This window comes from Seleniivibrio woodruffii (assembly GCF_004339245.1).
GTDB lineage: Bacteria > Chrysiogenota > Deferribacteres > Deferribacterales > Geovibrionaceae > Seleniivibrio > Seleniivibrio woodruffii.
In genome coordinates, this window is sequence record NZ_SMGG01000003.1 from 368,104 (window position 1) to 392,353 (window position 24,250).

A 24,250-nucleotide genomic window follows, 5' to 3' on the forward strand; every position below is an offset into this window, starting at 1 on the left:
GAGGTATTATATATGAGAAACTGTGGATTTGACGTGGATTTCACCCCGAAAGACATGCAGGAACTTGCTGAAACGGCAAAACTCTGCCGCGGCGATATTCTGAAAATGACAACGCTGGCTGGCAGCGGACACCCCGGCGGTTCCATGTCGTCTATAGATATGTATCTGACAGTGTACAGATATGCCAACATCACCCCCGAAAACGTTAAATCCCCTTCAAGGGACAGGGTTTTCGTGTCCCACGGACACACAAGCCCCGGTGTATACTCCGCCCTTGCACGCAACGGATTTTTCGATATAGACCAGGCTGTTGCCGAGTTTCGTCTGGCCGGAAGCATCTATGAAGGCCACATCGAAAGGATGGTTAACGGTGTCGAGTGGACAACGGGCAACCTCGGACAGGGACTCTCTGCCGCATGCGGAGCCGCTATGGCTGGCGAGATAGCAGGCGAGGAGTTCAGCGTATTCTGCTTCATGGGCGACGGCGAACAGCAGAAGGGTCAGCAGGCTGAGGCGAGACGCTTTGCCGCAATGCACGGCCTTAACAACATCACCGCTTTCATCGACTATAACAAGCTTCAGATAAGCGGCAACATTGAAGACGTAATGTATCAGAACATAAAGGACGACTACACTGCAGACGGCTGGTTCGTTATCACTGTTGACGGCCATGACTTCGAAAAACTTTTCACAGCCATCAAATATGGTCAGAAGATAGAACAGCCCGTGCTTATCCTTGCTGAAACAGTGATGAGCAAAGGCGTATCCTTCATGGAGAACATCCACGGATACCACGGAAAGCCCCTTACAGACGAGCAGCTTGACAAAGCTCTTGCGGAGCTTGGTCTGGAAAACGACATCGCAAGATACAGAGAGATGCGTAAGGCGTTCGTGTTCGACCCCTCACACCACGAGCTTGAGATCCCCGAAGTTAAGGTGGCCTACGACAGAAACAAGGAATACGGACTGGACGTTAAGACCGACTGCCGTTCGGCGTTCGGCGATGCGATATACGATATAGTTAAGAACTCTCAGGAAGAGGGAATGACCCCCGTTGCAGTTTTCGACTGCGACCTCGCCAGCTCTGTTAAAACAGACAAGGTTGAGAAAGAGTTTCCCGATAACTTCGTTCAGGCGGGCATTCAGGAGCACCACGCATGTGTTGCCGGCGGTTCGGCCAGCGTTAACGGCGTTCTGGCTTTCTTCGCCGACTTCGGCGTATTCGGAGTGGACGAGGTTTACAACCAGCAGAGACTTAACGACATCAACGGCGCAAGCCTTAAGACCGTCACAACCCACATAGGTATCGACGTGGGCGAGGACGGCAAGACTCACCAGTGCATCGACTACCTCGGAACACTGCGCAACCTGTTCGGATTCAGAGTCATCATCCCCGCCGATCCCAACCAGACCTATAAGGCTGTTGGCTTTGCGGCTGAGAACCCCGGAAACTTCCTTGTGGGTATGGGTCGTTCAAAACTCGCAGTGATAGCTGACGGCGACAAGCCTTTCTTCGGCAAGGGATACGACTTCAAATACGGTCAGGTGGACGTTCTGCGTGACGGCGATTTCGCCATCGCAACCTACGGCAGCATGACTGCCCGTGCGTTGAAAGTTGCCGAAATTCTGGAAAAACAGGGTATCAAGGCGGCAGTGCTCAACTGCTCATGCCCTCTGCATCCTGATATGGAAGCATTTGAGAAATATACGGATAAACCCGTTTTTGTATATGAGGATCACAACGAATTCACAGGTCTGGCGGCCACTCTGGCAAACAAATTTGCAGACGACGGCGAGCCTGTGCGCATAGTCCGTTTCGGCGTGAGAGGCTATGCCTTCTCCGGTACTCCCGAGGACATTTTCAAACTCTTAGGCCTCGACCCCGAAACAGTGGCAGAGAGCATTAAAGCGGAGCTTGCATGATAATACACGGAAGAAACACTGTCGAGGAAGCACTCAAGCTGGATATAGTTAAACTGCTCCATGTGAAGGTTAACTCGACCTTTGACCCTAAGAAATATAAAGTTGAATGCCGCACCTACGGCTCTAAGGAGTTCGAACACTTTTTCGGACAGGAGGCGCAGGGAGTTGCGGCGGAGATAAGAGACCTTGAGCCGAAGTTTTTCGATAAGGTCTTTGATAAGATACTTGAAAACGGTCCCGTTGTTATTCTCGACAGGATTTTTGACCCCCATAACTACGGGGCGATAATAAGAGCGGCCAACTGCTTCGGCATAAAGACCGTTCTGGTGGGCTTCGATAAGCAGGCTCCTATCACTGCGGCGGTCTGCAAGGCTTCCAGCGGAACAATATTCCACACTCTGGTGGCGGGCGCAGGAAACACTGCAACAGCATTGAAAAAACTTCAGGATGCCGGATACAAGGCCTATGCGGCGGACGTCCACGGGCAGACAGCCCTTAAGGACGTTGTTTTCGACCATAAATCCGTCATTATTATGGGTTCCGAAGGTAAAGGCATACGCCCCGCACTTCTGGAGCTTGCGAACACACATGTGAAAATTCCCATGAGGGGCGATATCGACTCTCTGAACGTAGCTCAGAGTGCGGCGGTCATCATGTACGAGTTCACACGGGGGCTATAAAAGCGCAAAAAGCTCCGAAAATTGTTGACATAGTAGAACTCATTCTATATTTTACGAGCAATTCCGATGCTGATAAAAATTGTTATGGCATCCAAGATCAAAGAGCCTGAAATAAAGGCGTTGGTTGACAGATATATAAAGATGTCCAACGGATTTATGCCTGTTTCGGTCGAGGTCGACAAGAACAGGCAGGGAGCCCAGCAGAAGGGACTTCTGGTGGGAATGGATCCCAAAGGGACAAAATTCACCAGTGAGAGTTTTGCCGCATGGCTTAACAAACGGGTGGAAACCTACGGCGACATCACTTTTTATATAGGTGAGGCCGAAGGGCTTCCGGCGGATGTCAGGGCTTCGGCTAAAGAATTCATTTCATTGTCCGAAATGACAATGGCACACAGGGTTAGCCTGTTGGTTCTTGCGGAGCAGGTTTATAGGGCGCTGACCATTATCAACGGTCATCCGTATCATAAATAGAAACTGCGTGTAAAAGGCTTTTCTGCTTTTACATCTGGCTTGTAAGGAGGGCTGGTATGGACAGGGAAAAACTGAAATACCACAGGGACAAACTGCTGAAGATGAGACGTGAGCTCATCGATAAGCTCAATGAGAGATATCACGATGCTATGAGCCTCGGCGAAGACGGAACACAGGACGCCGCAGACGAAGCATATAATCTCTATAACAAAAACCTTATGCTTGGCCGTGTTGAGACGGATGCTCTTAAGCTCCGCCTTATCGAGCAGGCTCTGGTTCGAATCGACAACGGAACCTACGGCGTCTGTATCGAGTGTGAAGAGGATATTGAGGAAAAACGCCTCGAATACGTTCCTTTCGCCAGATACTGCACCGACTGTAAGACCGAACTGGAAAAGAAAGGCCTCATCAAGATGTAATCCCGAGCCCCGTCGCTATGGCGGGGCTTTCGTTTTTGTGCTACAATCCCCTCAACTTACCAATCATCTTTGGAGAATGTCATGTCTGAACGCAAAACCGTACTTCTCATCCTTGACGGCTGGGGTCTGAGAGACGAAGAGGACTTCAACGCTGTCAGAATCAGCAAAGCACCCAATTTCCATAAACTGATGGCCGAGTGCCCCCACACAAGGCTGAACGCCAGTGAGGAATATGTCGGTCTGCCCAAGGGGCAGATGGGCAACTCCGAGGTTGGACACACAAACATCGGAGCCGGAAGAGTGGTTTATCAGGAGCTTCTCAGGGTCACATTGGCCATCAAAGACGGCAGCATGGCAAAGAACCCTGACTTTGCGGCGTTTCTGAACACAGTTAAGGCGGACAGCGGCAGACTACACCTTTTCGGACTTCTGTCCGACGGCGGCGTACACAGCCACATCGAACATCTCAAAGGAATCATAGGCATAGCGAAACAGTTCGGCATTCCGGAAGTATACGTCCATGCGTTCATGGACGGGCGTGACACTCCCCCCAAGAGCGGTCTGGGATATATGAAGGAACTGACTGAATACATGAAAAATACGGAGTGCGGACAGGTGGCAACGGTTGCCGGCCGCTACTATCCCATGGACAGGGACAAAAGGTGGGACAGAACAAAGCTGGGCTACGATGCTGTCAGAAACGGAGTCGGCCTTGAGTCTGCGGACGCATGCAGTGCTGTTCAGGAGGCTTACGACAGAGGCGAAACGGACGAGTTCATCAAGCCCACAATCATAGCCGGAGTTGACGGCAGGGTCAAAAACGGCGACGGAGTGTTCTTTTTCAACTTCCGTGCCGACAGAGCCAGACAGCTCACAACTGTTTTCACAGACAGAGCCTTCCGTGAGTTCGAGCGTGACATGCCCGAAGTCCATTTCATGACACTGACCCAGTATGACAGTAAATATGACTGCCCCTATGCCTTCGGGCCAGAGGGGCTGAACAATATATTCGGCGAGGTTATCAGCCGCAAAGGCTTAAAACAGCTGAGAATAGCCGAAACAGAGAAATATGCCCACGTTACATACTTTTTTAACGGCGGTGCGGAGACGGTTTTTGAAGGGGAAAAACGTGCCCTTCTGGAATCCCCCCGTGACGTTGCAACCTATGACCTCAAGCCTCAGATGAGTATTCACGAGGTTGTGAAAAGGTTCAAAGAGGAGATAGACTCAGTTGACGTGGTCATCATGAACTTCGCCAACCCCGACATGGTTGGGCACTCAGGAATACTGGAGGCGGCGGTTAAGGCATGCCTTGCGGTGGATGAGTGTCTGGGCGAGGTTATGAAGGTGATAAAAGAGAAAGGAGCGGTTCTGGCAGTGACAGCCGACCACGGAAACGCCGAACAGATGTGGGACTATGAGAACAACCAGCCCCACACTGCGCACACCCTGAACCCTGTGCCTTTTATAATATATAACCTTGACTGCAAACTTACAGAAAAGACCGGCAAACTGGCGGACATAGCCCCCACCCTGCTTGATATCATGGGTATCGAAAAGCCTGCGGAGATGACCGGAGAGAGTCTGCTGGTCAGGTGATGCTGAGGGAGATATTTGCTCCTGTCTGCGCAGGATGCGGCGGGGCATGCGAAGGCAGACTGCCCGTTTGCAGTGATTGTCAGAAAGGGCTTTCAGGCTACGGTCATTTCTGCGAAAACTGCGGCTTCCCGCTCAAGGTGCATGCAAAGGTCTGCGGACAGTGCCTTTCCGGAGCTGGGTGGGACAGGATATACATCGACTATAAATACACTGGCGCACTGAGAAATCTGCTGGTGCAGATCAAGTTCGGATACCGCATTGCAGGTGCGGGAAAGCTCGGCGAGCTGGTGCGTGCTGATTTTCTGCAGAAATATGATATCATCACCGACGTACCGTCCCATTTCACCAGAAGATTCAGAAGACTGGCGCATCCTGCACACAGTCTTGCGGAATTTATCGCCGCAAAGACATCCGGCAGGTATGAGAAGGTTCTGGTCAGAAACAGAAAAACCGAGTATCAATATAAACTTAGGCGAAGAATGAGAGCTCTCAACGTTAAAGGAGCTTTTTTGTGTGACAGAGATTTAAGTGGTTTGAAAATTCTGCTGGTTGATGATATCATAACCACAGGCGCAACTGTTAAAGAGTGCTGCAGGGTACTGAAAAAGGCGAATGCGGAAAGGGTCGACGTTTATGTTCTGTCGGGCGGACATGTATGATACTTTTGTTCTTTTCGTGTTTTCGTGAGGGTTTTTAATGAATACGCTGATTTCCAGAATTTCTGTATTGTTCAGAGAGTGCTCGTTTCCTGTTTATGTTTACCTGCCTGATTCAGGTGATTTCTATCAGGTAGTGGCAGGACAGCATGAAAAAGTGCCCGTTCCCGTCACAATGCGGGGCTATCTGGACACGGAAGATATGTATTTTCAGTCTTTCAAAAAGGGCGACAACCTGATGTCTTTCTACTTCCTGCGCTCAGTGCAGGAGGGTCAGCGTGTCGTTGTCATGATAAACTCCGACAAAAACAGATATAACCTGAACGCTGTCGCCCGTTCGTTTAACAGTGTTGTGGTTGAGGCTCAGGAATCTGTAAGGGTTCTGCGCCACAGCCGTATGAAGATGATGAAACTGCTGGACGGCCTTAAAATGCCCCTGTTCAGCGTTTCCGGCGAATATCAGATAATAAACGTGAACAAGGCTCTGGCCGATTTCCTCGGCATTGCGAATATTCCTGAGATAATAGGCAAAAAATGTTATGAAGTGATCCACGGCCGCACCGAACCCTGTGCTTTCTGCCGCATGGCGGAGCTTATGACGGGCGAATCTGTGGGTACGCAGAATATCAGAATAGAGAAGAACGGCGGAACACGCCATTTTGAGCATCATATGTTTCCGGTCTATGACCAGACCGGTGAACTGAATGAGTTCGGCGAGTTTATGTTCGACATAACGGAGAACTTCCAACTCGTTCAGTCCATCGAAAAGTATAAGGAGCGGGTGAAGAGCTTTCAGAAGGCCGAAGTCGACAAGATGAACGAGATCGGCGACCTGAAAAAGGCTTACAAAGACCTTGAAAAGAACTATGACGAGGTCTTTCTGAAAAACCGCAAGATGAGCAAGGCTCTTGAAAAGCTGTTCAGCGACGACAACATCAACGAACTGCTTAAGCTGAGGCAGGAGAACAAGGATATCAAAAACAAACTTGTACGCTCCGCAACGGCACTCAAGAACTTTCAGAGCACACTGGAGCTTCAGCAGGAGAAATACAACGACCTGAGCAAAAGGACGGTGTACCAGCTGGAAAGGCTCATCAACACTGTTAACAAGAAATCGGTGGTCACTGATAAGGAACTGGGAACATTGCTGAAGATGGTGACGGACGAGATCAAGTCCATCAGACGCCATCTTAAGCTTGAGGCTCCTCCGGAGCAGGACTGAATAAAGAAAGATATCATAAATGAATCAACTCGGAGGTTATAATGGGTGTTAAACTTGGAATCAACGGTTTTGGCCGCATTGGCCGCTGTACTCTCAGAGCCATCCTTCAGCGTGGACTGGACATTGAAATAGTGGCTATCAACGACCTGACAGATACCAAAACTCTTGCGCATCTGCTCAAGTATGACTCTGTTCACGGTGTTGCTAAGTTTGATGTTGAGGCGGCTGCCGACGGAATCATAATCAACGGCAAAAAAGTGAAGATTTGCGCCGAAAAAGACCCCGCCCAGCTTCCCTGGAAAGAGCTTGGTGTTGAAGTTGTTCTGGAATCCACAGGCAGATTCACCAAGAGAGAGCTTGCCCAGAAACACATCGATGCCGGAGCTAAAAAGGTTATCATCTCCGCTCCCGGTGAAGAGGTTGACCTTACCCTCGTTCTCGGCGTTAACGACAGCCAGTACGACAAAACGAAGCACCATGTTATTTCAAATGCTTCATGCACCACAAACTGCCTTGCCCCCGTGGCAAAGGTTCTCAACGACACTTTCGGACTGAAAAAAGGCATCATGACCACAGTCCATGCATATACAAACGACCAGAACGTTCTGGATCTGCCCCATAAAGACCTGCGCCGTGCAAGAGCATGTGCAGTCAGCATGATCCCCACTTCAACAGGCGCAGCAAAAGCTGTGGGTCTGGTTCTGCCCGAGCTTAAAGGCAGGCTGACAGGCTTCTCCGTCCGTGTTCCCACACCCAACGTTTCTCTGGTCGACCTTACGGCCGAACTGGAAAGAAACGCAACCAAAGAGGAGATCAACGCCGCTATGAAGGCAGCAGCAGAAGGCCCCATGAAGGGGATTCTCCGCTACACCGATGAACCCCTTGTGTCCATCGACCTGAACGGCGAACCCGCATCCTCAACCCTCGATTCTCAGCTCACCATGGTGCTTGAGGGCAACATGGCGAAGATAATCAGCTGGTACGACAACGAATGGGGCTACTCAAACCGTTGCGCCGAGCTTATCACTAAAGTGCTGTAAGGGAAGGACATGGCGAAGAGCATTAAAGACTTAAACCTGAAAGGAAAAAGAGTTTTCATCCGTGTGGATTTCAACGTGCCCGTAAAGGGCGGCGTTGTTAAGGACGACACCCGAATCGTGGAGGCGATGAAAACTATAAACTATGCCAAAGGACAGGGAGCAAAGGTTATCCTTGCGTCCCATCTTGGCAGACCCAAAGGCGAGAAGAATCCCGATTACTCTCTCGCTCCCGTTGCGCAGTATGTTTCCGAAAAATTCTTTCCTGTGCTGTTCGTTTCCGACTGCATAGGCGAAACCGTTGCAGATGCAGTGGCTGAAATGAAAGACGGCGAAGTGGCTCTCCTTGAAAACCTGAGATTCTACAAGGGCGAGGAGAAGAACGACCCCGAATTTGTGAAAGCGCTGGCGGCAAATGCGGATGTATACATAAACGATGCATTCGGCACATGCCACCGCAAACACGCATCCACATACGGAATGGCGGAGCTTATCGCTGACAAGGCGGCGGGCTTCCTCGTTGAAAAAGAGATTCAGTATTTCAGCCAGCTTGTTAAGAACCCCGCAAGACCCTTCGGCGCAATCGTCGGCGGTGCGAAGGTTTCAGACAAGATAGGCGTTATAAAGTCCCTTCTGGAGCTTGCCGACAATATTTTTGTGGGCGGCGCAATGGCCTATACATTCCTGAAATATCAGGGATTCACAGTGGGCACTTCTCTGGTGGAGGACGATCAGCTGAACGTGGTTGAGGAGATCCTTGCCGTAGCGAAAAAGAAGCAGGTGAAGATATTCCTCCCTCTGGATCATGTTGTTGCGGCTGAGTTCAACGGTGCTCCGGTTGCTTGCGACGGACAGAACATTGCCGACGGCTTCATGGGGCTGGATATAGGTCCTAAAACAGCGGAGCTGTACATCCATGAGCTTAACAGATGTAAAACCATCCTCTGGAACGGCCCCATGGGCGTTTTCGAGAACCCGTCCTTCGCTGAAGGAACCTTCTCGATAGCCCGTGCGCTTGGTGCGGCTGAGGGAATTGTCGTTGTGGGCGGAGGAGACTCTGTTGCGGCGGTGAATCAGGCCGGAGTGGCGAATATGATAGATCATATCTCCACCGGAGGCGGTGCTTCGCTGGAGTTTATAGAGTTCGGATCACTGCCGGGAATAGATATTCTCGGATAAAGGATTTAGCAAGGCGGGGCATCAACCCCGCCTTTTTGTTGTTAAAATATTTTCAAACCTCCTCATGAGAATAGGAGGATTATTCTCGCCCTCCTTTTACAAAAGAGGGTCAGGGTGGATTTACATTATTAAGTCCATATCAGGAAGAGGAGTATAAATGAAAGAGATCAACGTTGTTGCCGCAGTTCTCCACAGAGATGGAAAATATTTTATAGCCCGCAGACCTCTGGATAAACAGCTTGGCGGTCTCTGGGAGTTCCCCGGAGGTAAGGTCGAAGATGGCGAATCTCACGAGGACGCTTTAGTGAGAGAGATGCTCGAAGAGTTCGATGCCGAGATAAAAGTGTGCAGCTTTGTTGTTTCAACAGAACATATTACAGACGACAAAAAATTGACTTTGCATTTTTATAAAGCGGAGATGATTTCGACAAGATTCGAAATGAGGGAGCACATTGACATGTTCTGGGGAACCCTGGACGAGCTCAAAACTAAAGAACTCGCCCCTGGTGATATGGAAATACTGAGTTATCTGTAAATATTCTTATAAATGGCGAATTGTTTTGCGATTCTGCCGCTTCTTCCGCCTCTGTCCATGGCATAGGCTTCTGCTTCGATTTCCCATTTGTCATAAGCACCTATGTTAAATTTCTCAAGATAAGCTTTAACAATTTGCTTGTAGTCTTTAGGGTTCAGCGGGTAGAAACCGATGGCCAGTCCGAACCTTGCGAAGAGAGATGCCTTCTCGTTTATCTCGTCCCTGTCGTAAACATCGCCGAAGGTCTGTGCGGACTCGGTTATCATGTGTCTTTTGTTGGAAGTGGCCACAAAAATGCAGTTTTTCGGCTTCTCCTCCAGTCCCCCTTCGAGGATGGATTTGAAGAGTCTGTAGACGGAATCACCTGCATCAAACGAGATATCGTCCATATAGATAAGGACGTATCTGTCTGGCATCTTACGGATTTCGGCATAGAGACCGTAGAGGTCATTTATGTCGGTGTGGCGGAACTCCACCGCAGTCAGTCCCTTCTCGCCGTATTCGGTGAGGAGCATTTTTATCATGGTGGACTTGCCCAGTCCCTTTTCGCCCCAGAGGAGCATATTGAGAGCGGGGATACCGCTTATGAACGCTTCTATATTTCTGACTGCCAGCTCGACCTGTCTGTCGATGGCTACAAGTTCGCCTCTGAAAACCTTTTCAACGTGGTCAATCTGGACTAATTCGCCTTCAGACCATCTGTAAGCATTTGTTTTATTTCCCAAGAGCTTTCGCCGCTTCCTTAGCGTAATAGGTTATGATTATATCGGCTCCGGCACGCTTGATGGATGTGAGTGCTTCCATCATGGCTCTGTGTCCGTCCATCCAGCCCAGTTTGTCCGCAGCCATGACCATTGCGTACTCGCCGCTGACATGGTAGGCCGCAACGGGTCTGTCGAAGTTCTGCTTAAGGTCGCTGATTATGTCCAGATAGGGGAGAGCGGGCTTAACCATAATGATGTCAGCACCCTCCTGAATATCCAGAGCCGCTTCCTTAAGGCCTTCGGTACGGTTTGCGGGATCCATCTGATATGTCTTTCTGTCGCCGAACTTGGGCGTGGATTCTGCAGCTTCACGGAAAGGACCGTAGAAAGCGGAGCAGTATTTAACGGAATAGCTCATGATCGGCACGTTATGGTAGCCGTGTTCGTCCAGTATCTCACGCATAACTTCCACACGGCCGTCCATCATGTCGCTGGGAGCGACTATATCTGCGCCGGCTTTGACGTGTGTAAGTGTTTCAAGGGCGAGGTAGCGGAGTGTTTCGTCGTTGTCCACTTCGCCGTTTTTTATGACCCCGCAGTGACCGTGGTCTGTATATTCGCACATGCAGACGTCGGTTATCACCAGCAGGTCTTTAACGTTCTCTTTGATGGCCTTTACCGCTTTCTGGATTATTCCGTGCTCGTTGTATGCCTCTGAGCCCATTTCGTCCTTATATGCGGGTATACCGAAAAGGATTACGCCGGGGATTCCCAGAGCTTTTACCTCTTCGCACTCTTTAACGATGTTGTCTATGGACATCTGGAATACGCCGGGCATGGAGGAGACGGGATTTTTGATGTTCTCGCCTTCACACACGAACAGCGGATAGATGAAATCGTTGGCTGAAAGTATTGTTTCACGAACCAGTCTTCTCATTGTTTCGCTGGTTCTGAGTCTTCTGGGTCTGTCGATGGGGAACATATGCCACCTCTTTGTTAAAGCGTGTTTATTATATCTGTCATTGCCTCAAGGGTGAATTCCTTTGGAGTGAGGCATTTTTTATTGAAGTTAGCAACGGCTGCCGCAGTTGTCCGGCCTATTACGACAATGGTTTTGTCAGTGTCCGTCACCGCGAAGAAAGCTCTTACGGCAGATGGGGATGCGAAAGTGACAACGTCTATGGCGTTCTTTGCCAGATAGGCGTCAACCTCCTCTTTCGTTCTCTCAACTGCTTCCGTTCTGTATATAGTGACAACTTCGGCACTGCATTGGTTCGCTTTCAGCCATTCGTGGAAATCTCCGGCACGGGTTTCTGCCCCTGCCATGAGAAAGGTTTTCCCCGTGAGGTCGAAATCCTGAAAAAGCTTTACCAGCCCCACGGCTGAAAACTCTTCAGGCATCAGGTCTACACGGTAGCCTGCCTTTTCCATTGCGGCCTTTGTTGCGGAGCCCACAGCGGCTATTTTGCCGAAGCGGACGGAGTTCTTATATTTTTCAAAGTATTTGACGGCATTAAGGCTGGTGAAGATACCGAAGTCGTAGTATCCGCCGATTTCGGCATCAACGGGAACGCACTCTATCATGGGCAGGATGAACGGGGTGTGCCCCGCCTGCGAAAGCAGTTCTGCGAATTTCTGAGACTTATCGGCTTCCCGTGTGACCAGAACGTTCATTATGCGTCTTTGTAAATCTCGTCCAGTATCTCTTTTCCGCCGTTGGCCAGAATCTTGTCTGCAAGAGCTTTGCCAAGTGCTTCGGCGTCACGGATGTCGCCGTTTATGCTCTCTTCGATGAAAACTGAGCCTTCGATGTCGGAAACGATTCCCTTCATGGAGATAACATTGCCGCTGATGACGGAGTGTCCGGCGATGGGAGCCTGACAGCCGCCTTCGAGTCTGCGCAAGAATGCACGTTCGCATTTGACACGGGTCTCTGTCTCTTCGTGGCGAAGGAAGTTCAGCAGGTTCATCATTTCGGTGTCGTTCTCACGGATCTCTATGCCGAGGATTCCCTGACAGCATGCGGGGAGCATGAGGTCGACGTTGAAAGTTTCACGGACTCTCTCCTCGAAACCGAGGCGGACAAGTCCGGCCTTTGCAAGGATGATACAGTCGTATTCGCCCTTCTCAAGTTTGGCAAGACGGGTGTTGACGTTGCCTCTCAGGTCTTTAATGACCAGATCGGGGCGTACTTTTTTAAGCTGAACCTTTCTGCGGAGGCTGCTTGTGCCGACGATTGCGCCTTCGGGCAGTTCTGCAAGGTTGTTGTATTTAACTGAAACGAAGCAGTCGTAGGGAGTTTCGCCGATGGGGCTTGCATAGAGCGTCAGACCTTCGGGAAGTTCCATGGGAACGTCCTTCATGCTGTGGACGGCGATGTCTGCCGTGTTGTCCAGAAGCGCCTGCTCGATCTCTTTAACGAACAGACCTTTTCCGCCGATCTTTGCCAGCGGAACGTCGAGGATGATGTCCCCTTTGGTCTTTATTACGTTAAGCTCAACCTCAACTCCGTGTCTTTCCATGAGCAGAGCCTTAATGTGTTCTGCCTGCCAGAGTGCGAGGTTGCTGCCTCTTGTTGCGATGACTACTTTTTTCATTTCACATCCTCAAGTTCGAATAAGATTTTAAGTGCCTCATCCAGTGAATATTTTCCTTTAACGGCGGAGGCGTTTTTAAGGTTCTTAAGGGGGGTGTGCAGCACTTTGTTCATGTATGCCGACACGAGGTACTCTATTTTCGCAAGTTCGTTCTTGTCTTCAATTTTGAATTTTGAGGAGAAGCGTTTCAGTTCCTCCTCTTTTTTGTCCTCAAACTGCTGACGCAGGGATTTGATGACAGGGATTATCTTCATTGATTCCAGCCAGTCATAGAAAGCTGTAAGGCCGTCCTCGATGTATTCCATGGCCTTTACGGCCTCTTTCTCCCGCTGTTTGCGGTTTGCGTCAACAACGGCCTTAAGGTCGTCTATGCTGTAAACGTAGGCGTTTTCAAGCTCGTCGATCTTAGGGTCGATGTCTCTGGGAACTGCGATGTCTATGAAGAACATGGGGCGGCGTTTGCGCACCACCATAGCCTCTTTGACGTCTGCGGCTGTAACCAGCAGGTCGGTTGCGCCTGTGGAGCTTATGACAATGTCCGAATCCGCAAGGCAGGCTTTGAAGCTGCTGAAATCGACGGCTGAACCGCCTACCTCGGAGGCCAGCTTCTGGGCTTTTTCAAAAGTTCTGTTGGTAACGGTTATTCCGCCTATTCCGGCGGTGACAAGGTGCTTGGATGCCAGTTCGCACATCTCGCCCGCACCGATTATCAGTGCGTGCTTGTCGGAAAGGCTGCCGAAAATCTTTGAAGCCAGTTCCACGGCGGCGTAGCTGACAGACACGGGGTTTTCGCCTATGCCTGTATAGGTGCGCACCTTTTTAGTGGTTTTGATGGTGTATTCTTCCAGTTTTTTCATGAAGGTTCCGGCTCCGCCGTAGAGACGGCAGTTTTCGAAGGAATCCTTCACCTGACCGAAGATCTGTGGCTCGCCCATAACGAGGGAATCCAGACCGCTGGCCACACGGAAGATATGGCGCACGGAGTCCTCTCCGCAGTGGATATAGGTATATTTGCGGAGTTCCGACCTGTCCATTTTGCAGTGTTCGGAGACTATCTCCAGAACGCTCTCAATGTTGCACAGGAAGTCATCCGTAACAATGTAATATTCCACCCTGTTGCAGGTGGAGATTATCATCGCCTCGTATATCCTGTCGTTATTCATTATCTCCGAATATATTTCGGCTAGTTCCGACCCGTCAACGGCAAGGGTTTCCCTTACGCCGACAGGGGCGGTGTTGTGGTTAAGACCTAAAACTGCAAGCTGCATTTGTTCATCCCATTACAAAAAAAGCCACACCGACATAAGTGATCAGTACGGAAATAAAACCTATTATGGTTGACAGAGCGGTATGCTTGGGCGAGAGCCCTTTGAGCTGTTTGTAGAAGGTGATACCGCTGTAGATTATCCATGTTATGATTGCGAAGACCAGCTTAGGGCTGTAGATGTTGATAACGCCGTTGGCATACATCATCCATACAAGACCGGAGAGAAGCCCTATGGTGAAGGTGTAAAATCCGATATAGAGTGTGGTGTTTATCAGTTTGTCGATTGTATCCAGAGGCGGGAAACTGCGGAAGATTATTCCGAATTTCTTGTTTTTAAGCTGGCGTTCCTGAATGAAATACATTATGCCGCAGACTGTGGACACCATGAAAAAAGCCGTACCGATTATTGTGAACGGCAGGTGGATATACAGCCAGAAACTTGCGGCGTTGGGGTTTACATACTCAGGCATGCCCCCGGCCAGGCGGGATATCATTATGAAAAGCACGGTCAGAGGGAAGATGAAAAGACCCAGCGAGACCCGCTTGTATTTGACATACATAAGAACATAAACCAGAAGAAGAGCCAGCGACAGGAACAGAAAAAGACCGCTCAGAGAGCCGAAGGGGAGCATATGTCTGTCCTTCCAGAGATCGATGAACTGGATGGAGGCAAACACAAGACCAAGAACCGCAAAGGTATTGGTTATTATCACCAGCCGCTGATGACCCATGAATATGTATAGTGTGACGTGCAGAAGTGCGAGCACGGCACAGAGGATAGTAAGGTCAAAAAACATTAAACATTGCTCCGGTGGGGCACGATAAACGCCCGGTTTGTCTTGAGGGGGCTTTGAAACCCCGCAAACTAAATTATATATATCACAGGTATTTTTGAAAGGGAAAAATTATTAAGTTTTTGAGTAAAAATATTTCATAGCGGCATTTTCTGAGGAAAAGAGGCTCAGAAGGATGAATTTCTTTTTGGTTATCAGCTAAATCCGTCTTATCAAAAATATTAATGAAGTTTAATCTTGATTTTAATTTAATTTGGACAAAATTCATGTAATGGTATATTTTATGACGGATATGATTGGCACACCTATATCTTTGGAACAAAAGCCTCTGCTTGAGCCTAAGCTTAAATCGGTTAATATCCCTGTATCTGAATACAGCTTTCAGAACCTTTACCTGTTCAGGGGCAACCATGACTACCATGTATTCGATTTCGAAGGCTTCACCTTCATTCAGGGAACAACCTACGACAGTAAAACCCATATAATGCCCGCCTGCGATCTGCGGGATGTACCGGTTGAAACTCTGAAAAAACTTCAGGAGAGATGCGATTTCTTCTTTCCGGTGTTTGAGGAGTGGGCTGAGTTTTTCAGACAGCACGGAGTGGAGCTGACCTATCAGGACGGCGACACGGACTACATATACACCAGCGTAAAGATGTCCACCTATGCCGGACGGAAACTGCATAAGAAGCGCAATCTGCTTAAGCAGTTCACCGAGAGATATTCGGCAACGGCATTCATGATCACCAAGGACAATATAAAGGATGCGTTCTACATTCTTGACGAATGGCAGAATCAGGCCGACCTGCCCAAGGAACAGACCGACTATAAGGCCTGCCACGAGGCGCTGACGCTTTACAAAGAGCTGGGCATCTGCGGCGGAATTTATTATGCGGACAAACAGCCCGCAGGCTTCATCCTCGGCGAGGAGCTTACGGACAACACATATGTGATGCATTTTGCCAAGGGCATCACAAAATATAAGGGTATCTATCAGTTTCTCTATAACGACTTTGCATCAATTCTGCCGAAACGCTATGAATTCATAAACTTTGAGCAGGATCTGGGCAGCACAGCCCTTCGGGTTGCAAAGACCAGCTATGTTCCCGACGTTCTGGTGAAAAAATACAGGATGCGTTTCATCCCGTAATAAGAAGCAGAACGGCGAACACTATCACCGTTGCGGATACGAACCTCTTCACAAAAACATTTCCGGCTTTAATCGAGAATTTCACTGATATTATTGCGCCTAGCGCCATTCCTCCGCCAAGAAGTATCCCGTCCAGCCAGACAACTTTGCCGTGATAGATGAACACTGCAAGGGAAAAGACTGCGGTTGTGATGTTCATGAACATCTTTATTGAATTTCCCCTGATGTAGTCCAGACCGGACATGACACAGCATGCGAGGATCAGAAATCCCACTCCCGCCTGAATGAATCCGCTGTATATCCCCATCAGAAAATAGAGAACGGAGAGCAGAGCCACCGTTGAAGGGGTAGTTTCTATATCTTCCAGCTTTTTGTCCGAAACGGGCTTGAAAAAGGTTACAAGGGTCATGATGACCATAAAGAATGCGAGATATTTCCTGAAAGCATCCTCCGCAATCACCGTTGCCAGATATGAACCAAGCAGTGCGCCGGCAATGGATGGCAGAAAGGATACCTTTGCCATTTTAACGGGGAAATAGCCCATGGTGCGGAACTTATTGAATCCGAACACCGACTGGATGAAAATGCCCAGCCTGTTGGTTCCGTTGGCTATTGTGGGGTCAAGCCCTGTGAAGATCAGCAGTGGGGTGGTCAGAAATGAGCCGCCGCCCGCCATGGTGTTTATAAATCCGGCGAAAGCCCCGAAAAGAGGTAGAATGATATATTTCAGTAATTCCATGTCCATATTGGATTTTACGCAAAAAAACTCTTTAAACGCAAATATAAAAAGAATAAATTATAAGCTTATGGATAAACAGCAGCTCTCACAAATCTTCGAAAACTATCTGGCCGGGAACTGGGCACACGCAAGGTGCTCTCTTAACTATGAAAATCCTTTTCAGCTTATCTGCGCCACGGCTCTTTCGGCGCAGTGCACCGACAAGCGGGTGAACGAAATAACTCCGAATCTTTTCAGGGCTTATCCCGACGCATTCGCCCTTGCCAATGCGGACTATGACAGCGTAGCCGCCATTGTGAAGAGTGCGGGGCTGTATCAGACCAAGGCGAAGAACCTCATAAGCATGGCGAAAGCGCTTGTTGAGCGGCACGGCGGAGAGGTTCCTGACACAATGGAGGAGCTTACGGCTCTGGCGGGAGTGGGCAGAAAGACCGCAAATGTTATCCTCGGCAACATCTGGCACAGGCCGGGGGTTGTTGTGGATACACATGTTAAAAGGATTTCAAACAGGCTGGGACTGGTGAACAGCGACGACCCTGTTAAGATAGAAAGAGAGCTGGAACAGCTCATCGATGGCGAAAATCACTGTATCTGGGGACACAGATGCATCAGCTTCGGGCGGGAGATATGCACCGCCAAAAGTCCAAAATGCACAATATGCGGGGTAAAGGATGTCTGCAAATACTACGCTTCACTTTGATATAGTTTCGGGAATTTCAGGGGATATGTCCGTGGGGGTGCTCTGCGGGCTGGGACTGGATATTTCAGAAGGCGCAAAACTGGTTTCGGATATGACAGGGGTCAGCATAGGCGCATGGGTTGAGCAGGCGGACGTTTCCGGCGTTATGTGCGGACGGCTGAAGCTTGATCTGCCCCATGAGCATGCACACAGAACCATGAAGGACATACGGGAGATGCTCGGAAGGTCGGCATTTTCCGAACAGGTTAAAAAGGATGCCGTAGGGATCTTTCAGATAATTGCGGATGCCGAGGGAGCTGTCCACGGGATGGATCCTGAGAAGGTGCATTTCCACGAGGTGGGCGCACTGGATTCAATATTCGACATTGCCGTGTTTGCATACGGAGTGGAGAAGCTGGGGATAAAGCGGATAACTTCGTCGCTGCCTGTTCTGGGCTGCGGATTTGTTAAAATGGCTCACGGAACCATGCCTGTGCCCGCACCTGCGGTTCTGAAAATTCTGGAAGGAGTGGCAATAGCCCCCTCTTCCGAGCAGACGGAGATGACGACACCTACCGGAGCCGCCATCCTGAAATATTATGTGAAAGACTATGGCACTTTCGCCGGAAAGATAATAAACACCGCCTTTTCAACAGGCACGAAAACATTCATGACAGTGCCGAATATGCTGAGGGGCATTTTGCTTGAGAGAGTTTCTCAGAGCGACCTTGTTATGGCGGAGACCAGCATCGACGACTGCACAGGGGAGATGATGGGGCGGCTGTATGAACTTTTTAAAGGCATCGCACACGATGTCACCCTCACTCAGTCCATAGGCAAGAAGAACAGACCCGTTTATCTGCTGAACGTTCTCTGCTCTCGCCCAAATCTGGAGAAGGTTGCCGAGATACTCTTTGCCAACACCTCAACCGCCGGACTGCGCCACTATCCAGTGGACAGGATAATCATGGACAGACACATGGAAGAGACGGAGGTTTTGGGGGAAAAGGTGGCTGTGAAGGTTCTGGAATACGGGGATATAAAAAAATTCAGCCCCGAATGGGACGACTGCGTGCGTGTGTCTGAAAAACTGGGGATGCCTGCATCAAAAATCTATGAAATGGCCAAAGCCATGTATTATTGATAAAGAGTGCGGCCGCTTAAAAGAAGCTCCATAAAAGCATCGCAGGACAGCGGTCTGCTGAAGAAATATCCCTGAATGCCGTCGCAGCCGTGCTCACGGCAGAAATCAAGCTGTTCCTGCGTTTCCACTCCCTCTGCAACGACCTGAAGGTTAAGACCTTTCGCCAGATTTATGATGGCGGTGGAAATGGCTATGTCGTCCGTATCGTCGGGGATATCCTTAATGAACTGTCTGTCGACCTTAAGAACGTGTATGGGGAATTTTTTCAGATAACTGAGAGATGAATAGCCTGTGCCGAAATCATCGATGGATATCTTAACCCCCCTCTGAACCAGATGCGCCAGAGCGATTATTGTCGTCTGAATATCCTCCATCATGGTGTTCTCGGTTATTTCAAGCCCCAGAAGGCGGGGGTCTATCCCTGTTGAATCTATTATTCCGCAGACGCTGTCTATGAGGTTCTCGTCCCTGAACTGTCTTGCGGAGAGGTTTACCGCTACGTCTAAGTCTTTAAATCCGAGTTTGTGCCATTTTACGGCATCTTCGCAGGCTTTGTTAAGAACGAACCTGCCTATGGCGATAATGTGTCCGGTCTCTTCCGCAACGGGTATGAAATCCTGCGGGGAAACTATCCGTCCATCCTTGTTCCAGCGGATGAGTGCTTCCGCTCCGGTGACCCTGCCGGTGGACAGGCTTACCTTCGGCTGATACACGAGGTCGAACTCTCCCTGCTGAACGGCTCTGCGCAGTTCCCTTTCCAGACTTACACGGGTCTGCACCTTTTCGTTCATATTCTTGGTGAAGAGCTGATATCCGTTCTTGCCCGTCTCTTTAACACGGTACATGGCGAGGTCGGCGTTCTTCACCATGGTGAGAACGTCCTCTCCGTCGTCAGGATACATTGTGATTCCCAGACTTGCGTTTATGAAAAACTCATTGCCGCCCACAGATATGGGGCGTGCAAATTCGGCGAGGATGCGTCTTGCTGTTTCAACGGCGTTGGCTTCGGTCAGGATGTCCTGAAGGATGAGCATGAACTCGTCTCCGCCCAGCCTTGCCACTGTGTCCTCCTGACGGACGCACTTTTTCAGGATGTCTGCAACCTTCTGAAGCAGAATATCGCCCACATGGTGTCCCATGGTGTCGTTAACGTTCTTGAAGTTGTCAAGATCGATGAAAATTACCGCAACCCTCTGGTTGTGGCGTTTTGCGAATGCAATGGCCATCTCCAGACGGTCGTTGAAGAGCTGGCGGTTCGGAAGTCCTGTCAGGGTGTCGTGATGAGCCTGATATTTCAGCTTCTCCTCCCCCTGCTTAACCTCCGATATGTCGTGGAACACTGCCACAAAATGGGTTATGTTGCCGAATTCGTCCCTTATGGCGTTAATTGAGAGCCATTCGGGGTAGGCATCGCCGTTTTTGCGGCGGTTCCATATTTCGCCAGACCATGTCCCCTTGGTTATGAGGTTTCCCCACATTATCTTGTAGAAGTCCTCGTCGTGTTTGTCGGATTTCAGTATTCTGGGAGTCTTGCCGATGACCTCTTCCGGCTCGTAGCCCGTTATCTCCGTGAAAGCCGGATTAACCTTCTGGATGGTTCCGAAGCAGTCGGTGACCGTTATCCCCTCTATGGTATTCTCTATGACGCTGGCGGCCAGAAGAAGCTGACGCTCCTTCTCGATACGCTCGTCGATCTCGTTCATAAGCTGCATGTTGACCTTGTTCAGCTCGTCGGTTCTCTTGTCCACGAGGATCTCAAGGTGGTTGCGGTACTTTTCAAGTTCGCTTTCCGAGCGTTTGCGGTCGGTGATGTCCAGTGCGTATTCTATCATCTGAACCAGTTCACCCTTTTCGTTGAAAACCGGCTGTCCGTGTATCTCGTAATACTTGCGCTGGTTATCGCTGTCGAAGTGTATATGGACGCAGCTGAAAGGCTGTTTTGTCTTTTTAACTGTGTGCAGAGGACATTCGAAGTCCTCCATAAAGCAGGGATAGTTGCTTTTGCGCAGAAGCTCGTGGCATTTCACTCCCGTGCGGTAGCCGGATGCGCTGTTGGCTATCACAACCTCCATGGTTTTAACGTTAATAACGAAGAAGGGGTGGGAGATTGATTCGAGGATATGGTGGAGGAAGTTAAGCTGTTTCGAGAGCGCATCATGGGCAAGTTTTTTGTCGGTGACATCGGTTATTGAGCAGATGAAGCCCTTTATCCTCTCTTTTCCATCTCTGACATAGCTCCATGCAAACTCGACGTGGATAACACTGCCGTCTTTTTTGTGGTGTCTGTGGGTAAATTTTGTGGGCAGAGCCTCTGTCTGCGCCGCAAGCTGAAGATTGTTCACAACGAATCTGCCGCTCTGCTCATCCATGAGAATGGCGAGACTCCGGCCTTTCAGTTCCTCAGGTTTATAGCCGTATATCTCCTGAATGGCTTTGTTTGCTGAGAGGATGCGGCATTCGGTGTCCAGCTCGATAACCCCGCCTGGCAGGGTGGAAAGTATGGTTTCCAGACGGCTCTCGGATTCGGCGTTGGCCGATATGTCGGTGAGGTAGCCGGTTATCTGCATTGATTCATTGTATATACTGAAAAAAGCCTGAGCGGTGATTATCTTGCCTGATTTGCAGATCAGCCGGAACTCGTGCAGATAACAGCGTCCGGTGGTGCTTTCCAGTCCGGCTATAACGTCTGGCAGATCAGATTTATGGATGATATCGGTGAGAAAAAGCCCGTGTTTAAGATCGTCCTGAGTGTATCCGGTGACAGATTCGGAGCTTGAGGAAAGATAGTCAAAAGGATATCCTGCTTCCAGACGGATGCCGAAAAAAACGATATTTCCTTTGCTGAAGAGATCAATGAAGCAACTGTCCATATTTTCCATCAGAATAATCCTATTTGAATCTATCAGAAAGGCAGAGCCGCCGCAAGCCAATCACTTTGTGAATAATCCCCGAAATCGGCTGAAACAACAGCCAATTTGAACAAGCAGCAGTCGGACGAGCCTGATATCCGATTTATTGACGTTCTGCATTTCAGAGCAGAGGTTTCTGAGGTTTTCCACCATCATCCCCGCCGCCGCACCCTTCATTTTGTGGGCAACGTGGGTGATCATGTCGCTGTTTCTTTCCGCAACAGCTTTTTTGAGGTTTTCAAGTTCTTCTGTCATAACGGAAAAGAACTCGTCCATAAGCATCTGCATGGTCTCTCTGTCAAGCCCTATGATCCTTATGACCTCTTCGAAGTCATAGGACATTTCCGATTTCAGGGCTGAGGTCAGGGCATCCAGCAGGTCTCTTATTTCATCCGTGTTAAAGGGTTTCAGCAGAAAATAATCGAACATGGAGGTCTCAGGACCTTTTTCATCAGCCGAAATGCAGACCAGAAGGGGTTTTCTGTCGGGAGCTATACGGATTATCTCCGAGGCGCACTCGGGGCCTGACATAACGGGCATATTGATGTCCAGAAACACTGCGTCGAAATGGGACAATTCGAACACTGACAGTGCCTCGGAACCGTTTGGTGCAGTTTCGCACTCAACTCCGAACTTCTGAATAAGCTTCGAAAGGAGGATGCGGTTCAGGTTGTCGTCGTCTGCAATCAGTATCTTAAGAGGATCGTTCATCAGAAAAACTCAATACTGGACTGGTCGTCCTCTGAAGCCAGAATATCTTTCAGTTCAGATTCTGCCCGTCCTCTGGTGAACTCTTCGTCCGACAGGATCGCCGGAGTGAGCCTTGAGCTGAACACTTCAAACTCATCGTTGACCGTCAGGTTGAACTCGCCGAAAAGGGATATCAGTATTTCGGTGTTTCTGTCGAAATATCTGAGATATTTCTCTCCGGTGAATATCTTGCGGAACTCCGTGAGCTGTTTTTCAAGCTCGTAGGTGCTTTGCAGCATGTCGTCCCTCTCTCCGGAGAGCGAAGGGTCGCAGACAGACTTAAGATGCATTCCGGCATCTTTGAAAGTGAAGCTGAAATCCTTCTGAAGAGCCTGCCATTTGTCTATGTTGTCTTCAAGCTGGCTTATGAGCTTGTGCAGTTCCTGCTCGGTGCTCAGCATCGAGGCGACCACACTTCTGAGATCTTCATCGTTTATGCGGGCAACCTCTATGGCTGTTACCACAACGAGGTTTTTAAACGTTTTTGACTGCTTGCCCAGCAGGGTCAGTTTTGATGCGGCGTTGTTTATGGACTTCTGTGAGTTCGCCGTTTTCTTCTGCAGGTCGGAGATGGTCATGCAGATGGTCTTTGAAACGTTGTGCACGCTTATCAGTTCTTCACGCAGTATGTTGGTCTTGCTCACGATGTTCTGAAGGTCGGTGTTGAAGGTATAAAGGAAATCCTTCATAACGTCCTTAATGGTATAGAGTCTGCTCTGGAGTTCGTTTTTTACATATTCCAGCTTTGCGCCGGCTTTTTCGTATATTCCGAATATCTTTCCGGCCTCGTAGGGGTCGCTGTAGCGTGTGTGGCCGATGGCGTTGTTGATTATTTCAAGTTCCTGAGAGAATATATCGTGGAACTGTGAGTTTTCTATAAGCACGGAAACGTCGGAGCTGATGACGATATTATCGGTGTCGTCCAGCCTGAGTGTCTCTGTCGATGTGCTCATGTCGCTGTTTATTATGTTGTCCGCTATATACTTGAATTCTTCATAAACTGCGCTGAAATCTTTCGTTATTTCGTCCAGAAGGGCTTTGACCGTTGTGGAGTATTTTTTGATCTCCTTGCTTATGTGGGTGATGGTTGCGCCCTTGTCGCCCAGTGCCATTGTGCGGCATATGGTGTTATATGACAGCAGTTCAAGCTCTTCGGTTATGGAAAGGAAGGTTTTTGTGGCGTCGTTCAGCTCGCCACGCATCTTCTCCATGTTCAGATTTTCTATTTTTGAATTTATGTCGGCAGATATCCGGCGCACAAGAACGTCGGTCTCCCCGACAAAAACGTCGGATTCCCTTTGTATCTTCTCACCCACGTCGAGCATCTGTGAGAAGCTCTCGCTGCGGTGTTCGATTATTTCGTTAATGATGCCCACTATGTGATAGAAGCATTCATTGATTTCGTCTTTGAGCCTGTCGTATGTGTTACTCATATTTCCTTAATATTTCCGCCAGCAGTTCTTCGGTTACGGGTTTGAAAATGATATCGTCAAATCCCGCTCCGTCCAGATGACCCTTTTCGGCCACGTCTGCCGTCAAAGCGATGTATTTTGTCATTCTCCATTTGGTGTCTTTTCTGAGAAGGTTAAGAACATCCACTCCGGTGATGCCCGGTTCCAGTCTGAAATCCACCAAAGCCACACGAGGTTCTTTGATGGAGGCCAGTCTGTTTTTGAGCGCAGAGAAAGAATCAACAGTTTCAACCGAATGTTTCAGCTTCTCCAATAGGATCCTGCACATTTTCAGGTGCAGGGAATTATCATCAATAATAAGTATATCCATTTTTTCCCGCC

Annotated in this window: 24 protein-coding genes; 13 read left to right on the forward strand and 11 right to left on the reverse strand. The window is 49.3% G+C overall.

From position 1 onward, the window contains the following. Positions 1-12 precede the first annotated feature (12 nt). The 10 genes from C8D98_RS01680 (at position 13) to C8D98_RS01725 (ending at position 9,724) form a co-directional block, all read left to right on the forward strand. Positions 13-1,923 carry a transketolase gene (locus tag C8D98_RS01680; RefSeq protein WP_132871450.1) on the forward strand — a complete coding sequence of 637 codons (1,911 nt, stop codon included), beginning with the start codon at positions 13-15 and terminating at the stop codon, positions 1,921-1,923. Beyond that, positions 1,920-2,603 carry a TrmH family RNA methyltransferase gene (locus tag C8D98_RS01685; protein WP_132871452.1) on the forward strand — a complete coding sequence of 228 codons (684 nt, stop codon included), beginning with the start codon at positions 1,920-1,922 and terminating at the stop codon, positions 2,601-2,603. The genes C8D98_RS01680 and C8D98_RS01685 overlap by 4 nt, the downstream gene beginning before the upstream one ends. Before the next feature lie 66 nt (positions 2,604-2,669). Continuing rightward, a complete protein-coding gene (locus C8D98_RS01690) occupies positions 2,670-3,077 on the forward strand; it encodes a 23S rRNA (pseudouridine(1915)-N(3))-methyltransferase RlmH (protein WP_132871454.1) in 408 nt (135 codons plus the stop codon). A 56-nt stretch (positions 3,078-3,133) separates the two neighbouring features. After that, positions 3,134-3,496, forward strand: a complete 363-nt coding sequence (locus C8D98_RS01695; protein ID WP_132871456.1) for a TraR/DksA family transcriptional regulator — start codon at positions 3,134-3,136, stop codon at positions 3,494-3,496. 81 nt (positions 3,497-3,577) lie between these two features. Then, positions 3,578-5,095 (forward strand): 2,3-bisphosphoglycerate-independent phosphoglycerate mutase, encoded by a 1,518-nt coding sequence (gene gpmI / locus C8D98_RS01700; protein ID WP_132871458.1) that lies wholly within the window; start codon positions 3,578-3,580, stop codon positions 5,093-5,095. Next, on the forward strand, positions 5,095-5,754 hold the full coding sequence (locus C8D98_RS01705) for a ComF family protein (RefSeq protein ID WP_132871460.1): 660 nt from the start codon (positions 5,095-5,097) through the stop codon (positions 5,752-5,754). Before gpmI ends, C8D98_RS01705 begins: the two co-directional genes overlap by 1 nt. A gap of 37 nt (positions 5,755-5,791) precedes the next feature. Then, positions 5,792-6,973, forward strand: coding sequence for a PAS domain-containing protein (locus C8D98_RS01710; RefSeq protein ID WP_132871462.1), 1,182 nt, complete (start codon positions 5,792-5,794; stop codon positions 6,971-6,973). Between the two features lie 41 nt (positions 6,974-7,014). Next, the gene (gene gap, locus C8D98_RS01715; protein ID WP_132871464.1) at positions 7,015-8,013 is read left to right on the forward strand and encodes a type I glyceraldehyde-3-phosphate dehydrogenase; all 999 of its coding nucleotides are present in this window, start codon (positions 7,015-7,017) and stop codon (positions 8,011-8,013) included. Positions 8,014-8,022: 9 nt separating this feature from the next. Beyond that, a complete protein-coding gene (locus C8D98_RS01720; protein ID WP_132871466.1) occupies positions 8,023-9,189 on the forward strand; it encodes a phosphoglycerate kinase in 1,167 nt (388 codons plus the stop codon). A gap of 157 nt (positions 9,190-9,346) precedes the next feature. Then, positions 9,347-9,724 (forward strand): (deoxy)nucleoside triphosphate pyrophosphohydrolase, encoded by a 378-nt coding sequence (locus C8D98_RS01725; RefSeq protein ID WP_132871468.1) that lies wholly within the window; start codon positions 9,347-9,349, stop codon positions 9,722-9,724. Here C8D98_RS01725 and C8D98_RS01730 read toward each other — a convergent pair. Genes C8D98_RS01730 through C8D98_RS01755 form a run of 6 tightly spaced genes read right to left on the reverse strand, consistent with a single transcriptional unit; the run spans position 9,715 to position 15,089 of the window. Continuing rightward, the gene (locus C8D98_RS01730) at positions 9,715-10,449 is read right to left on the reverse strand and encodes a DUF815 domain-containing protein (RefSeq protein ID WP_132871470.1); all 735 of its coding nucleotides are present in this window, start codon (positions 10,447-10,449) and stop codon (positions 9,715-9,717) included. The two genes, C8D98_RS01725 and C8D98_RS01730, sit on opposite strands and share 10 nt — an antisense overlap. Next, entirely contained in the window at positions 10,439-11,410 is a 972-nt protein-coding gene (hemB, locus tag C8D98_RS01735) for a porphobilinogen synthase (protein ID WP_132871472.1), read from the reverse strand. The genes C8D98_RS01730 and hemB overlap by 11 nt, the downstream gene beginning before the upstream one ends. Positions 11,411-11,424: 14 nt before the next feature. Beyond that, on the reverse strand, positions 11,425-12,102 hold the full coding sequence (locus C8D98_RS01740; RefSeq protein ID WP_132871474.1) for a uroporphyrinogen-III synthase: 678 nt from the start codon (positions 12,100-12,102) through the stop codon (positions 11,425-11,427). Then, the gene (hemC, locus tag C8D98_RS01745; RefSeq protein WP_132871476.1) at positions 12,102-13,025 is read right to left on the reverse strand and encodes a hydroxymethylbilane synthase; all 924 of its coding nucleotides are present in this window, start codon (positions 13,023-13,025) and stop codon (positions 12,102-12,104) included. Before hemC ends, C8D98_RS01740 begins: the two co-directional genes overlap by 1 nt. Further along, complete coding sequence (hemA, locus tag C8D98_RS01750; protein ID WP_132871478.1) at positions 13,022-14,293, reverse strand: glutamyl-tRNA reductase; 1,272 nt, start codon at positions 14,291-14,293, stop codon at positions 13,022-13,024. The genes hemC and hemA overlap by 4 nt, the downstream gene beginning before the upstream one ends. 4 nt (positions 14,294-14,297) lie before the next feature. After that, positions 14,298-15,089 carry a cytochrome C assembly family protein gene (locus C8D98_RS01755; protein ID WP_132871480.1) on the reverse strand — a complete coding sequence of 264 codons (792 nt, stop codon included), beginning with the start codon at positions 15,087-15,089 and terminating at the stop codon, positions 14,298-14,300. Positions 15,090-15,369: 280 nt separating this feature from the next. Here C8D98_RS01755 and C8D98_RS01760 point away from each other — a divergent pair, with 280 nt between their 5' ends. After that, entirely contained in the window at positions 15,370-16,236 is an 867-nt protein-coding gene (locus C8D98_RS01760) for a DUF2156 domain-containing protein (RefSeq protein WP_243640896.1), read from the forward strand. On the opposite strand, the gene C8D98_RS01765 is transcribed toward C8D98_RS01760, so the two are convergent. After that, complete coding sequence (locus C8D98_RS01765) at positions 16,226-16,981, reverse strand: sulfite exporter TauE/SafE family protein (protein WP_132871482.1); 756 nt, start codon at positions 16,979-16,981, stop codon at positions 16,226-16,228. The genes C8D98_RS01760 and C8D98_RS01765 overlap by 11 nt on opposite strands. A gap of 61 nt (positions 16,982-17,042) precedes the next feature. Between C8D98_RS01765 and nth the strand changes: the two genes are divergently transcribed. Together nth and larC are read left to right on the forward strand one after the other, a co-directional pair. Then, positions 17,043-17,675, forward strand: coding sequence for an endonuclease III (nth, locus tag C8D98_RS01770; protein WP_132871484.1), 633 nt, complete (start codon positions 17,043-17,045; stop codon positions 17,673-17,675). Further along, positions 17,647-18,798: a nickel pincer cofactor biosynthesis protein LarC gene (gene larC / locus C8D98_RS01775; protein ID WP_132871486.1), complete on the forward strand. Its 1,152-nt coding sequence runs from the start codon at positions 17,647-17,649 to the stop codon at positions 18,796-18,798. Before nth ends, larC begins: the two co-directional genes overlap by 29 nt. On the opposite strand, the gene C8D98_RS01780 is transcribed toward larC, so the two are convergent. Genes C8D98_RS01780 through C8D98_RS01795 form a run of 4 tightly spaced genes read right to left on the reverse strand, consistent with a single transcriptional unit; the run spans position 18,792 to position 24,239 of the window. After that, positions 18,792-21,677 carry an EAL domain-containing protein gene (locus C8D98_RS01780; RefSeq protein WP_132871488.1) on the reverse strand — a complete coding sequence of 962 codons (2,886 nt, stop codon included), beginning with the start codon at positions 21,675-21,677 and terminating at the stop codon, positions 18,792-18,794. The two genes, larC and C8D98_RS01780, sit on opposite strands and share 7 nt — an antisense overlap. 51 nt (positions 21,678-21,728) lie before the next feature. Then, entirely contained in the window at positions 21,729-22,418 is a 690-nt protein-coding gene (locus C8D98_RS01785; RefSeq protein WP_132871490.1) for a response regulator, read from the reverse strand. Beyond that, positions 22,418-23,890 (reverse strand): hypothetical protein, encoded by a 1,473-nt coding sequence (locus tag C8D98_RS01790; protein WP_132871492.1) that lies wholly within the window; start codon positions 23,888-23,890, stop codon positions 22,418-22,420. Before C8D98_RS01790 ends, C8D98_RS01785 begins: the two co-directional genes overlap by 1 nt. Beyond that, entirely contained in the window at positions 23,883-24,239 is a 357-nt protein-coding gene (locus C8D98_RS01795; protein ID WP_132871494.1) for a response regulator, read from the reverse strand. The genes C8D98_RS01790 and C8D98_RS01795 overlap by 8 nt, the downstream gene beginning before the upstream one ends. Between the last annotated feature and the right edge of the window lie 11 nt (positions 24,240-24,250).